The following is a 13,625-nucleotide window of genomic DNA, read 5'->3' as shown; positions in this document are numbered from 1 at the left end:
TTATTTCAACTTTCAACTTTCAACTGTTCATTTTTCCAATTTCAATTTCAATTTCTGTTTTCGGCGTTTTCCTCTTTCACTTCCAGGCCTTTTCATTTCCAGGCCTTACCGACCAATTCTTGAATATTCCCGATCCCCTGCGTCTCGCAATAGGTTTTTAAGCCTGCGATAATTTCCGGACATGCATAAGGATTGACAAAGTTCGCCGTTCCTACCGCCACCGCCGATGCGCCGGCAGCCAAAAATTCGAGGGCATCCTCCGCCGTCATGACACCGCCCATGCCGATGACCGGAATTTGCACGGCTTGCGACACTTGATAGACCATGCGGATGGCGACCGGCTTGACGGCGGGGCCGGACAAACCGCCAACGCCATTTGCCAGGATCGGTTTCATCGTTTTCAAATCGATCCGCATGCCGACAAGCGTATTGATGAGAGAAACCGCATCCGCGCCGGCTTCCTCCACTGCCTTTGCCATGCTGACGATATCTGTCACGTTTGGCGAAAGTTTGACAATGACCGGTACGTGCGCCGCCTTTTTCATTTCCCGCACGACTTCCGCGGCAGATTCCGGATTTGTGCCAAACTGGATGCCGCCGCATTTTACATTCGGACAGGAGATATTGACTTCGATGGCGTCCAGATCCTCGCTGTGACTCAATTTTTCCGTGACTTGCACATACTCTTCGACTGTGCTTCCGGCTACGTTTACGATGATGGGAACATCATATTGACGAAGCCACGGGAGTTCTTCCCGAACGACCAGATCGACGCCCGGATTCTGAAGTCCGATCGCATTGAGCATGCCGGCGGGCGTCTCGGCGACACGGGGCGTAGGATTGCCCGTCCGCGTCTCCAGCGTCGTCGCTTTCACCATGATGGCGCCAAGGATGCTCAGATCATAGAATTCCGCATACTCCTTGCCGAAACCGAAACATCCGGAAGCGGGCATGATCGGATTCTTCAATTGCAGACTGCCGACATTTGCCGCCAATGACGGACTTTCGTATTTTGCTTTGTCGGTCTTGGCAATGGCTTGCTGATACACATGAGTGTCGATCGGTTGCTTCATTCGAATACGACCTCCCGTCCGTCGAACACAGGCCCTTGTTTGCAGATTTTCTGCAGCCGTTTGTTTCCTTGCTCATCCACGGTCCACTGCACACATGCCATGCATGCGCCGATCCCGCATCCCATTCGTTCTTCCAATGACACATACCCCGGCACTTTCGCTTCGATTTTGCCGACAATCGCCTGCAGCATCGGCAATGGGCCGCAGCTATAATACCGATCCACGGAAGCGAGCAAATCCGCTGTCAAAAGGTCTGTCACGCGGCCGTGGTGACCGTAGGAACCATCATCTGTACAAACAAACACATCGCCGTACATCTGCAATTCCTTTTCGAGAATCACCACATCTTTTGTCAGAAACCCGATCACCGCCGTTACGGTTTTCCCTTGTGCCGTTATCTGTTTGGCCAGTTCCACCAATGGCGGCACACCGATGCCGCCGCCGATCAGCAATGCATGCCCATCTTCCTCATGGATGGGAAATCCCTGTCCCAACGGTCCCAAAACATCGACTTCCATCCCTGGCGTGCGCTTGGCAAGCGCCCGAGTGCCATCCCCGCCGACGCGGTAGACGAGGGACAGCACACGTGTATCCGGATCAAAATTGCACAAACTGATCGGCCGACGCAGCAAAAAGTCATGGCCGTCCGTGACCCGTACGTGTAAAAATTGGCCAGGCACATATGCAAACGCATCATCCACCTGCAAGTCCAGTTGCATCATCTGCCGCGCCACCGGTTGATGCGCAAGAATTGTCCAGCGTTTCATGCTACCCCTCCTCTTACTGCGCTTTGCGGACCGTTTGCCCGAATTGACCGCGATCGATGGGTGTCGTATCAAAACGCAGACTTGTAATCACATCCAGCAGCGCTTGTGCCGTATCGAGAGAAGTCAAGCAGGCGATCCCATTCTCGACCGCTTCCCGGCGAATGCGAAACCCGTCCCGCTGCGGTTCTTTCCCTTTTGTCAGCGTATTGATCACCAAATCCGCTTTTCCCTGGCGGATCAAGTCCACCAAATTCGGATAGCCGTCGTTTAATTTGTTTACAATCTGTACGCGCAAGCCATGTTCTTGCAAAAACGCACCGGTTCCCTGTGTCGCAATCAATTGGAACCCTAACCCTGCAAACCGTTTGAGAATTTGCAGCGCTTCCTGTTTGTCCTTGTCGGCGATTGTACAAATAATTCTGCCGTGTGTCGGGATTTTCATGCCCGCAGCCAAAAGCCCTTTATACAGCGCCTTCGCATAGGTGCTTTCCCGGCCCATGACTTCGCCTGTCGATTTCATTTCCGGTCCGAGAGTCACATCGACGCGACGCAATTTGGCAAAGGAGAACACAGGCACTTTTACAGCGACATCATTCGGCTCCGGCCACAAACCTGTATGGTAGCCAAGATCGGACAGCTTCGTGCCGAGAATGGCCTGCATCGCTACATCTACCATCGGCACACCTGTCACTTTGCTCAAGAAAGGAACCGTTCGACTGGAACGAGGATTCACTTCCAGGATGTACACAGCCTCTTTGTGCACCACAAACTGAATGTTCAAAAGTCCCTTGATGTTCAGTTCACGAGCGATTCGGATCGTGTAATCCACAATCGTTTGTTTGGTCGCTTCATCGATCGATTGCGCAGGATATACGGCGATGGAATCACCGGAGTGCACGCCGGCACGCTCCACATGCTCCATAATCCCCGGAATCAAAACGTTCTCGCCGTCGGAAATGGCGTCGACTTCCACTTCTTTCCCGGTCAGATAGCGATCGATCAAGACCGGATGCGTATCGGATATTTGTACCGCATGCTGCATATACGACATCAGTTCATCGCTGTTATAGACGATTTCCATCGCCCGGCCGCCCAAAACATAGGATGGCCGCACAAGCACCGGATAGCCCAGCCGATCGGCCGCTTCCACCGCGTCCGCCACAGAAAACACCGTTTTCCCGGCAGGCCTTGGAATCTCCAGTTGCTCCAGCATTTGATCAAACCGTTCCCGATCTTCCGCGCGATCGATATTGTCCAGCGACGTACCGAGGATCTTCACGCCTTTTTCCTGTAAAGGCGCTGCCAGGTTGATCGCCGTCTGGCCGCCAAATTGCACGATGACGCCTTCCGGTTGTTCCCGCTCGATCACATGCAGCACATCTTCCGGATGCAGCGGCTCGAAGTACAGGCGGTCTGCCGTATTGAAATCGGTCGAGACCGTTTCCGGATTGTTGTTGATAATAATCGACTCAAAACCTGCTTTCTTCAATCCCCATGCGGCATGTACGGAACAGTAGTCAAATTCGATCCCCTGCCCGATCCGAATCGGACCGGATCCCAGTACGAGGACTTTCCGGCTGCTGCTGTCCCGCACTTCGTCTTCCTTTTCATATGCGCTGTAATAGTAAGGTGTGGATGCTTCAAATTCGGCAGCGCACGTATCGACCATTTTATACACGGGCTTGATGCCAAGCTGCCGGCACATGGCGAATATCTCTTCCGGCTTAATGCCACTTAATGCCGCGATAGTTTGATCCAGGAAGCCGTTGCGTTTCGCCTGCAGGAGGATATCAGCATCCAGGGATTCTTTCAGTTGCTGTTCCAGTTGCACCAGTTTGCCGATTTTTCGCAAGAAGAAACGGTCAATTTTTGACCAGTCATGCAGCGTTTCGATTGACGTTCCCCGCCTTACCGCTTCTGCCACCAGGAACAAGCGTTCATCGTCGGCGTGGCGGATGCGGGTTTCCAATTCTTCATCGGAAATCGTTGCAACGCCTTTTAAATATAAACTTGTGACACCTGTTTCCAGGGAACGGATCGCTTTCATCAATGACGATTCAAATGTGCGATCAATCGCCATGACTTCACCTGTTGCTTTCATCTGCGTGCCGAGCACCCGTTTTGCTTTTATAAACTTATCGAAGGGCCAGCGGGGAATTTTTGTCACCACATAATCCAATGCCGGCTCAAAGGCAGCGTACGTTTGCTCGGTGATCGGATTTTGAATTTCGTCCAATGTAAAACCGAGAGCGATTTTCGTCGCCACTTTGGCAATCGGATATCCGGTTGCCTTGGAAGCCAGCGCGCTGGAGCGGCTAACCCGCGGATTGACTTCGATGACATAATATTGGAAGCTGTGCGGATCAAGAGCATACTGTACGTTGCAGCCGCCTTCCACACCTAATGCGCGGATAATTTGCAAACTCGCAGAACGCAGCATCTGGTATTCATGGTCGGACAACGTCTGGCTCGGCGCGACCACAATGCTGTCACCCGTATGAATGCCGACCGGATCGATGTTTTCCATGTTGCAGACAATAATACAGTTGTCATGGCCGTCCCTGATGACCTCATACTCGATTTCTTTAAAACCGGCCACGCTGCGCTCCACCAATACTTGATGAATGGGACTCAATTTTAACCCCACTTGCGTAATTTCCTGAAACGCATCCATCGTTTCGGCGATTCCGCCGCCGGTTCCGCCAAGCGTATACGCAGGGCGAATAATCAATGGAAAACCGACTTTCTCTGCAAATGCGAGGGCTTCTTCCCATGTGTTGCAAATGGCGCTTTCCGGCACCGGCTGGTTCAATTGTCTCATCAGAGTCCGAAATTCTTCCCGGTCTTCCGCCTGTTTGATGGAAGCAAGGGGCGTTCCCAGCAGCTTTACGCCATATTCGTCGAGCACGCCGGCTTCCGCCAACTGTACAGCCATATTCAATCCCGTTTGTCCGCCGAGTGTCGGCAGCAATCCATCCGGCTGTTCCTGGCGAATGATTTGTGCGACAAATTCCAATGTGAGTGGTTCGATATAGACTTTGTCCGCCATATCGGGATCTGTCATGATCGTTGCCGGATTGCTGTTGATCAGGACAACTTCCAGGCCTTCCTCGCGCAACGCCTGGCATGCTTGTGTTCCGGCATAGTCAAACTCGGCAGCTTGTCCGATGGTGATGGGACCGGAACCAATCACTAATATTTTGCGTAATCCTTGTTGCAACGGCATGTTAGCGTCCCTCCCAGAATTGATCGATCAATGCCATGAATTCATCGAATAAATAGTCGGAATCATCAGGACCTGGACGTGCTTCCGGATGATACTGAACGGAGAAAGCAGGAAAACGAGTATGGCGAACACCTTCGACTGTGCCATCATTCAGATTGATATGCGTCAATTCCAGCTCCGTACTCCGCAACGATGCCTCATCAATCACATAGCCGTGGTTTTGGCTGGTGATATAGACGCGCTTGTTGCGCAAATCTTTCACCGGATGATTGGCGCCCCGATGGCCGAATGTCAACCGTTTGGCTGTTGCGCCGCACGCCAACGATATGACCTGATGTCCCATACAGATCCCAAAGATCGGGATTTTCCCGAGCAACTCCCGCACCAACTCGGCCGCGAATGGGATATCATCCGGATTGCCGGGACCATTGGAAAGCAGAATTCCTTGCGGATCCCATGCCAATACGTCTTGCAGCGTCGCGTTTGCAGGCAAAACGATCACATCGCAATCCCGGTTGATCAATGAGCGAATGGTTCCGCCTTTGACGCCGTAATCCATGACCACAACCCGGCGGCCGCTGCCCGGGCAGCGATACGGGCTTTTGGTCGTCACTTGCAAAATCTGGTCTGTGCGCAAATCTTGCTGCAAATAGCTTTTTGCGTCTTCCGCCGACAGGTTCGGGCCGCTTGCGATCACGCCTTTCAGCGTTCCTTTGGTGCGGATGCGCTTTGTCAGCATGCGCGTATCGATGCCTTCGATCCCAATCACGCCATAATGTGCCAAATAGTCGTGCAAAGACTTGCGATTTCTCCAGTTGCTTGGCATGTCGCACGCTTCCCGGACGACAAATCCTTTTGCAAACGACAGCGTTGCTTCCATATCATCTGCATTTGTGCCGTAATTGCCGATCAGCGGATATGTCATTGTCACGATTTGGCCACAGTAAGACGGGTCTGTCAAAACTTCCTGATAGCCGGTCATGCCTGTATTAAAAACCACTTCACCCACTTGAGAACCGGTCGCGCCAAAGCCTTTGCCTTCAAAAAGCGTACCATCTTCCAATAGCAGCAGTGCCTTCATCGATTTCACTCTCCTTGTGTTTCGTTCTTGCTGTCTTATCTGGCATCAAAAGAAACAACGCCATCGACCATTGTCAACACCGGCCAGCCTTGTGCCTTTTGTCCGGCAAAGGGCGTATTTTTCCCTTTGGACAGGAAGGATGCAGGGTCAATCACTTTTGTCGCATGCAAATCGAGAACGGTCAAATCGGCTGGTTCACCCGGTTGGATCCGTCCGCCTTGGAGCTTGAACAGCTTCGCCGGCCTCGTTGCCATGCGGTCGACCAATTCATTCAGCGTCATGCGGCCTGTTTTCACAAAATGTGTATACATCAAGGGAAAGGCGATTTCCAAGCCTACCATGCCAAAAGGCGCTTCCGTAAACGGTTTTTGTTTCTCTTCCACACTGTGCGGCGCATGATCTGTCGCAACGATATCCAATGTGCCGTCGAGAAACGCTTCGATGCATGCCTCTCGATCCCGCTTTGTCCGCAGCGGCGGGTTCACTTTCCAATCGGAATTATCGGGGTCGATTTGATCATCTGTCAACAATAGATGGTGCGGCGCCACTTCTCCGGTTACCGGCAGCCCCCGTCCTTTTGCATAGCGGATCAATTCGATCACGGATTTCGCGCTCACATGGCACACATGCAAATGTGCGCCGGTGACTTCCGCCAAAACGATATCCCGTGCCACCATCACCGCTTCCGCATCATCCGGTATCCCCGGCAGTCCCAACCGCTCTGCCGCTTCTCCGGCGTTCATGCAGCCTTTGCCGGAAAGTGTCTCATCTTCCGCATGAATGATCAACGGCATGTCATATTGTTTGGCGATCTCCATCGCCCGCTTCATCCGGTCCGCCCGCTGCACCCCGCGGCCGTCATCCGACAGCCCGACAGCGCCTGCTTCTTTCAATGCTGGAATATCCGTCAATTCTTCCCCTTTTTGCCCGGCAGTGATCGCTGCAATCGGCAATACGCGGGCATACCCGTGCTTGTTCGCCTGCTCGATAATAAAGCGTACGATGTCAGCGTTATCCGTCGCCGGTCTGGTATTCGGCATACATGCGACTGTTGTAAACCCGCCGGCTGCTGCTGCTTTTGACCCCGACTCGATCGTTTCTTTATATTCAAAGCCCGGTTCGCGCAAATGTACATGCATATCGATAAATCCAGGGCTGATAAACAAATTCGTACAATCGATCAGCGTATGTCCTGTGCTGTCAATGTCAATCCCGATTTGCTTGATTCGATTGCCTTCGACCAGAACATCCACTTGTTCCAGCCGTGTATTTTCGCCAATGATCGTGCCATGTTTCAAAACGTATCCCATACTTTTTCCTCCTCCTACTATTTGCGGTGAAACAGCATCCGCCTCATTCCTTTATTATCATAGACAGCATTTCAGCAGCAAAGCCATTCGCACGTCTACGCCGTTTTTGGCCTGACGAAAGTAGGCGGCACGAGGGTCTTGATCGACTTCCGGCAATATCTCGCCGGCCCGCGGCAATGGATGCATGATGATGGCATGCTGTTGCAAATGTTCCATCATGTGCGGATCGATCACATATTTCCCTTTTACTTCTTCATACACTTCCAATGACGGAAAACGTTCTTTCTGAACACGGGTTTGATAGAGCACATCCGCATCTTGCACGGCTTTCACCAAATCATCCGTCTCCACCACCCGAATCCCTTTTGCTGCAATCTCTTCTCTGACGTGTGCCGGAATTTGGGTTTGCGGCGGCGATACGTATGTGACGCGAATGTCCCGATAATTTGTCAACAGCATGGACAAGGAATGTACCGTCCGGCCGTATGTAAGATCTCCGATCATGACGATATGCGTTCCGTCAATCGTGCCAAGCTCTGTCTGAATCGTGTACAAATCCAGCAATGCCTGCGTCGGATGCTCTCCGGCGCCATCTCCCGCATTAATCACCGGAATCTCCGAGACGCTTGCCGCCCGTCTTGCCGCCCCTTGCTCAAAATGCCGCAGTACGATTACATCCGCATACTGAGAAACCACCCGAATCGTATCTTCCAAAGTCTCCCCTTTGATCGCCGATGAAAATTCCCGCGCATTTTCCGTGCTGATCACCTGGCCGCCCAATCGCATCATCGCAGATTCGAAGGAAAAACGCGTCCGCGTACTGGGCTCGAAAAATAAGGAAGCCATAATCTTGCCGTTCAATGGCCGTTCCAATAAGCGGCGATACATCGGCATCCGACCGGCTTCTTGAAATAACCGGTCCAATTGTTCACGATTGAATTGTTTGGCGCTGATTACATGTTCACATGCATGTGTTGTATTCACAAAATAACCCCCCAGTATGAAGTTGCTGCGATCCCTTTTGCTTTTTGTTTCGATCGGCCTGGAAAGCGATCTCTTGACTCGCCACACTTCCCATGTGTGAATCCAGGCAGATTCCATTTGAGACTTCTCCGTCTAACCAACTGCCGCAAAAAAACTCCTTTTGCAAAAAAGCTCCTTACTGTTTCAAGGTAAGGAGCGGTTCGCCATGGAAAATGACCGACATGAAGGAGTCATTTTCTGCGTTTGATCCTTTACCATCTCACTGGAAGGTTTTAAAGGAAGTATTTGATTTACGCGATTTTTTTATCACCCAGCTTTTCCTTTTCACCGGATGGCGACTTTTGATCGTCTGGCAAAATCAGGTTGAGAACAATCCCGACAAGTGTTGCGATTGCCATATTCCCGATTTCCAGGCCATGAATATGGAACACCGCATTTCCCACGCCAAGAACCATGATGATGCTTGCAATGGAAAGATTGCGCTTGGAGCCAAAATCAACTTTCGACTCCACGAGCATCCGCAAACCGGATGCAGCGATGATTCCGAACAGCAGGATGCTGATGCCGCCCATGACCGGCACCGGGATGGAGGAAATCAGGGCATTTAATTTTCCGATAAAGGAGAATGCGATTGCAATACATGCGGCACCGCCGATCACCCATACGGAATAGACGCGGGTAATTGCCATCACACCGATATTTTCTCCATATGTTGTCGTCGGCGGCCCGCCGATTGCCCCAGCGACGATCGTTGCAATCCCATCGCCGAGAATCGAGCGATGCAGCCCTGGGTCTTTCATGAAATTGCGGCCGACGATGTTTTCCGTAACAAGCAAGTGGCCGATATGTTCCGCAATCGTAACAAGTGCGACCGGCGCAATCGTCCAGGCAGCAATGCTTGAAATATGCGGCGCCGCAAAATGCGGCAGTTGCAGCCAACGGGCGTTTCCAATCGGCGCCAGATTGACAATTCCTTGTGTCAGCGCGAACAAATAGCCTCCGACAATCCCCAGGAGGATCGGGATCACCGCCAAAAATCCTTTAAAGTACGTATTGGCCAACACGGCAATGACCAAGGCGACAAATGCCACCAGATAGCTTTTGCTCGCCATGCCGATCGCTGTACCGGCCAAACTCAAGCCGATGACGATAATGATCGGGCCTACGACAATCGGCGGCAGCAAGCGTTCCAGCCAAGTGACGCCGAACTTTGCAATCAGCAATGCAATGATCACATACAAAATCCCTGATAATAACGCACCATACAAAGCCGCCCCAATGCCTTGTGTTTTGATTACCGTTGCCAAAGGAGTGATGAATGCGAAGGAGGAACCGAGATATGCGGGAATTTTCCCTTTCGTCACCAAGATATAGATCAGTGTTCCAAGTCCGCCTGCAAACAGTGCAATGGACGGATCCAGTCCGACGAGAATCGGTACAAGCACCGTGGAACCAAACATGGCGAATAAGTGCTGAAAACTTAACGGAAGTCCTTGGTTCAGGGGTATCCGCTCATTCACATCAATGAATTGTTTCATTTTGTTACCTCCTCAAAAATAACTACTTGATCCATTTGGTCGCTTTCCATAAGTCGTACTTCGACGATTTCCGTCCGGGCAGTCGGCACATTTTTCCCGACATAATCTGCACGTATCGGCAACTCCCGATGGCCCCGATCCACCAATACGGCCAATTGAATCAAGCGCGGCCGGCCTTCATCGATGAGCGCGTCGAGAGCAGCCCGAACCGTTCTGCCTGTATACAGAACATCATCCACCAATACGACCACTTTATTCATAATGGAAACAGGCAACTCTGCGCCGCTGATAAACGGTTGGGCATGTTTCTCGATCAAATCATCGCGATATAACGTGATATCCAGGCTTCCTACCGGAACATCGATGCCTTCGATGTCCCGAATCTTTTGCGCCAGACGTTGCGCCAAATAGATCCCGCGCGTCTTGATCCCCACCAGAACCAGATCGTCTGTACCTTTCAAGCGTTCCAATATTTCGTGGGAAATTCGCGTAAGCGCCCGGCGAATAGCATCCGCATCCAACAACTGTGTTTTTTCCACCCATTGCAGATTGTCCGACATGCTGCTTATTGCCTCCTTTTCGACGACCCAGTGAAAATGAAAAAACTCTCCCACCCGGAGGCAGAAGAGTCATGGTTGTACAATTAATATGTCATCAAAACTGTACAAGTATGTATACAGATACAGACAACATATCACCATTTTCACTCCTTGCTGACCTCTCGGGATCAAATTAAAGGCTGGTGATGAAATTCGACAAAATATTCATGATTGCTACAAACACATTAGCAAAGTTCGGCCGGTTCGTCAACATAAAATCGAAAACACATGAAATCGAAAACCATCTTGCAGCAAACGTCGATTCGTCCGAAATCAAGAGTCCATGGACCGCAGCATCTCGAGCAAGCGAATCATATCCTCCGGCAGCGGCGCAGACCACTCCATATATTTGCCTGTTGCAGGATGGATAAAACCAAGTGTCTGTGCATGCAGTGCCTGCCCTTCGATCGGCAATGTTTTTTTCAGTCCATATACCGGATCCCCCGCGAGCGGATGCCCGATGAACTGCATATGTACGCGAATCTGATGTGTGCGGCCGGTTTCTAATTTCAGTTCCAGCAGCGTATAGTTTTGAAAATGCTCCAACACGCTGAAATGCGTAACCGCATGTCGTCCGCCTTGTTTCACAACCGCCATCTGCTTGCGATGGACGGGATGTCTGCCGATGGCGGCATCGATCGTTCCAAGATTGTGCAATACTTGCCCATGAACAAGTGCGATATACTTTCGCTGTGCCGCATGTGCTTTTAACTGTTCGGACAAGGATTGATGCGCACGGTCTGTTTTGGCGACCATCAGTACCCCGGAAGTGTCCTTGTCGATGCGATGAACGATCCCTGGCCGCATCACACCGCCGATGCCCGGCAAATCCTTGCAATGGTAAAGAATCGCGTTGACAAGCGTGCCATGCAGATGTCCAGGTGCCGGATGCACCACCATGCCCCGAGGTTTATTGACGACGATGACTTCCCCATCTTCAAAAAGGATATCCAGTGGAATATTTTCCGGCTGAACTTCCAGTGGTTCCGGCTCCGGAACATCGATCTGCACCCGGTCCCCTTCCCGCACTTTATAGTTTGCCCGAATCGGCTTTTCGCGGACAATCACCCGGTCGTCCGCAATCCATGCTTGCACCTGGCTGCGGGAAACCCCCAACAAACGGGAAAGGGCCCGGTCGACCCGCTCTCCTGCTTCCTGCCCGCCGATGGAAAGCTCCAAACGCTCCCCGGCGTATTCGTCAAGATCAAAGGATTCCAGAGCAAATTCCCAGTCAAGTTTCCGGTCAAATTCCTGATCAACATGGAATCCTTGGGCGGCATCTTTTTCCACGGCTGCCGTTTCAACTTTACGTGTCCGTTGTTTTCGCGTCGGTTTTGGCATCGACTCGTTACGGATTGATTCTTTATGCATTGACTCCTTATACATCGTCAACCTCATCCTTTGCTGTCGATTGGGAGTTTGACGTTTGTTTTCCATCTCGGAAAAGCGCGTCGATGAGGAAAAAAATAACGGCAAATGTAATCGCTGCATCGGCAAAATTAAAGACAAAAATTTGCACATTGACATAATCGACAACTGTTTTATAAAGAATTCGATCAACTAAGTTGCCGATAGCTCCCCCCACCAACAAACCGATCGCCAAGCGCAGGAGCGTCCGATTCTCATGGGACGTGCGCCGTTCAAATACGATCCCTGCCACAATGACAGCACAGGCGATCAGAATAAACAACCAGGTCTGATTCTGCAGCATGCCAAAAGCCGCACCAGGGTTTCGAATCGACGTAATCGATACGAAAGGTTCCAGAATCGGGATCGTCTGGCCCTCCTGCATGTGAAACTTGACTAAAAATTTTAACCATTGATCAATCGCAATGACAACAATTGCAATGATATATACAAACATAGGAGTCACCTCGTCTTGTCTTCCTGCGTACCTAGGCGTTGCCATTTTAACACAGGAATGCGAACGGGGACAACATGCGGCAAATTTAACGTTCCGTATCTTCTTCCGGCAACGTATATTCATCCACCAACAACGTGTATTGGGGCTTGTCCGGCAATTGATCGATGTACATTTGATTTGTAATTCGATCGGTATCTTCCACAATTCCTTCATTGTCATCATATTCAATATCGTTGTAGTTGTTTTCATAATTGGGAATTTGGTTGAATCGGTCAACTGCCTGCCAGGAGTCTTCCCCATCGAATCCCGTTTGGTCTTGTGTATCCAGATTTGTCCTTCCATATCCGGGGAATAAAAAATTTTCTTCCACCGGACGATTGTTTTCCACAGTATTCGACTCCAAGATTTCCTGGCAATCGATACATCGGGCGGCTGCGGGCTCTGCTTGCAAACGCGCAAAGGAAATGGGCTCTCCGCACTGTTCGCAGATCCCGTATGTTCCGTCCTCCATCCGCCCAAGCGCCTGATCGATCCGTTCGAGCGAGAGGGAATCCGCTTCCCGCAAAGCAAGATCCTTGCCCCGTTCAAATAACTCATCGCCGATATCTGCCGGATGATTGTCATACATCGACAATTCTCCCAGGGAATCACGCATTTGTGTTGCTAAACCATAGGCATCTGTATTTTCCAATTTTCGGTTTCGTTCATCCCGCTCTTGTAAAAGCCGCTCTCGCAACACTTGAAGTTGTTCTGTTGTCAACATTCACAGATGCTCCTTTCCCTATGTTGTGGGGGTATGTAGCTGGGCTTGCACGATCCGCACCAAATCGGCAATAAATGTACCGACAATGGGAAGATTCAACACTTCCAACGCCTGCAGCGTATAGACGAAAAGAGCCGCCAATACCGTAAACCCGATACCGATACCGACACCGCGCGCAAGGCCGCTGATAAAATTGATCCAGACCAACCGCCTTGGGCGATTGATCAATTGGATATAGTCGCCCAAATTGATCCGTTCCATGTATCCCGCAAGCTTTTCCAACTGTCTTTCCAATTCTGCTCCTTTGGCACTGACCTTATGATCCCCACGCGTTTGCTCGTTCACACAAGTCCCCCCTATGTGCGCTAGTTTTTACCTTTCCATGGAAATCTATTCTGTGGAATGTTCATAAGATAGTCA

General features: G+C 51.0%; 12 protein-coding genes. All 12 read right to left on the bottom strand.

Annotated elements, in window-relative coordinates:
* Positions 1–92: 92 nt before the first annotated feature.
* Entirely contained in the window at positions 93–1,073 is a 981-nt protein-coding gene (locus LSG31_RS14900; RefSeq protein ID WP_347435868.1) for a dihydroorotate dehydrogenase, read from the bottom strand.
* Complete coding sequence (locus LSG31_RS14895; RefSeq protein ID WP_347435867.1) at positions 1,070–1,840, bottom strand: dihydroorotate dehydrogenase electron transfer subunit; 771 nt, start codon at positions 1,838–1,840, stop codon at positions 1,070–1,072. Before LSG31_RS14895 ends, LSG31_RS14900 begins: the two co-directional genes overlap by 4 nt.
* A 13-nt stretch (positions 1,841–1,853) precedes the next feature.
* Positions 1,854–5,066: a carbamoyl-phosphate synthase large subunit gene (carB, locus tag LSG31_RS14890; RefSeq protein WP_347435866.1), complete on the bottom strand. Its 3,213-nt coding sequence runs from the start codon at positions 5,064–5,066 to the stop codon at positions 1,854–1,856.
* A gap of 1 nt (position 5,067) precedes the next feature.
* Positions 5,068–6,147 carry a glutamine-hydrolyzing carbamoyl-phosphate synthase small subunit gene (gene carA / locus LSG31_RS14885; RefSeq protein WP_347435865.1) on the bottom strand — a complete coding sequence of 360 codons (1,080 nt, stop codon included), beginning with the start codon at positions 6,145–6,147 and terminating at the stop codon, positions 5,068–5,070.
* Between the two features lie 35 nt (positions 6,148–6,182).
* On the bottom strand, positions 6,183–7,457 hold the full coding sequence (locus LSG31_RS14880; protein ID WP_347435864.1) for a dihydroorotase: 1,275 nt from the start codon (positions 7,455–7,457) through the stop codon (positions 6,183–6,185).
* Between the two features lie 57 nt (positions 7,458–7,514).
* Positions 7,515–8,441 (bottom strand): aspartate carbamoyltransferase, encoded by a 927-nt coding sequence (pyrB, locus tag LSG31_RS14875; RefSeq protein ID WP_347435863.1) that lies wholly within the window; start codon positions 8,439–8,441, stop codon positions 7,515–7,517.
* A gap of 290 nt (positions 8,442–8,731) precedes the next feature.
* Complete coding sequence (gene uraA, locus LSG31_RS14870) at positions 8,732–9,979, bottom strand: uracil permease (protein WP_347435862.1); 1,248 nt, start codon at positions 9,977–9,979, stop codon at positions 8,732–8,734.
* Positions 9,976–10,539, bottom strand: coding sequence for a bifunctional pyr operon transcriptional regulator/uracil phosphoribosyltransferase PyrR (gene pyrR, locus LSG31_RS14865; RefSeq protein ID WP_347435861.1), 564 nt, complete (start codon positions 10,537–10,539; stop codon positions 9,976–9,978). The genes uraA and pyrR overlap by 4 nt, the downstream gene beginning before the upstream one ends.
* A 312-nt stretch (positions 10,540–10,851) precedes the next feature.
* Complete coding sequence (locus LSG31_RS14860; protein ID WP_347435860.1) at positions 10,852–11,964, bottom strand: RluA family pseudouridine synthase; 1,113 nt, start codon at positions 11,962–11,964, stop codon at positions 10,852–10,854.
* A complete protein-coding gene (gene lspA / locus LSG31_RS14855) occupies positions 11,957–12,442 on the bottom strand; it encodes a signal peptidase II (protein WP_347435859.1) in 486 nt (161 codons plus the stop codon). Before lspA ends, LSG31_RS14860 begins: the two co-directional genes overlap by 8 nt.
* A gap of 85 nt (positions 12,443–12,527) precedes the next feature.
* A complete protein-coding gene (locus LSG31_RS14850; protein WP_347435858.1) occupies positions 12,528–13,205 on the bottom strand; it encodes a TraR/DksA C4-type zinc finger protein in 678 nt (225 codons plus the stop codon).
* Positions 13,206–13,223: 18 nt separating this feature from the next.
* A complete protein-coding gene (locus LSG31_RS14845) occupies positions 13,224–13,550 on the bottom strand; it encodes a DUF5665 domain-containing protein (protein ID WP_347435857.1) in 327 nt (108 codons plus the stop codon).
* Positions 13,551–13,625: the final 75 nt, after the last annotated feature.

Source organism: Fodinisporobacter ferrooxydans, from assembly GCF_022818495.1.
Lineage (GTDB): Bacteria > Bacillota > Bacilli > Tumebacillales > MYW30-H2 > Fodinisporobacter > Fodinisporobacter ferrooxydans.
The sequence above is the reverse complement of the archived record's forward strand: the minus strand, read 5'-3'. Positions and strand labels throughout refer to the sequence as shown.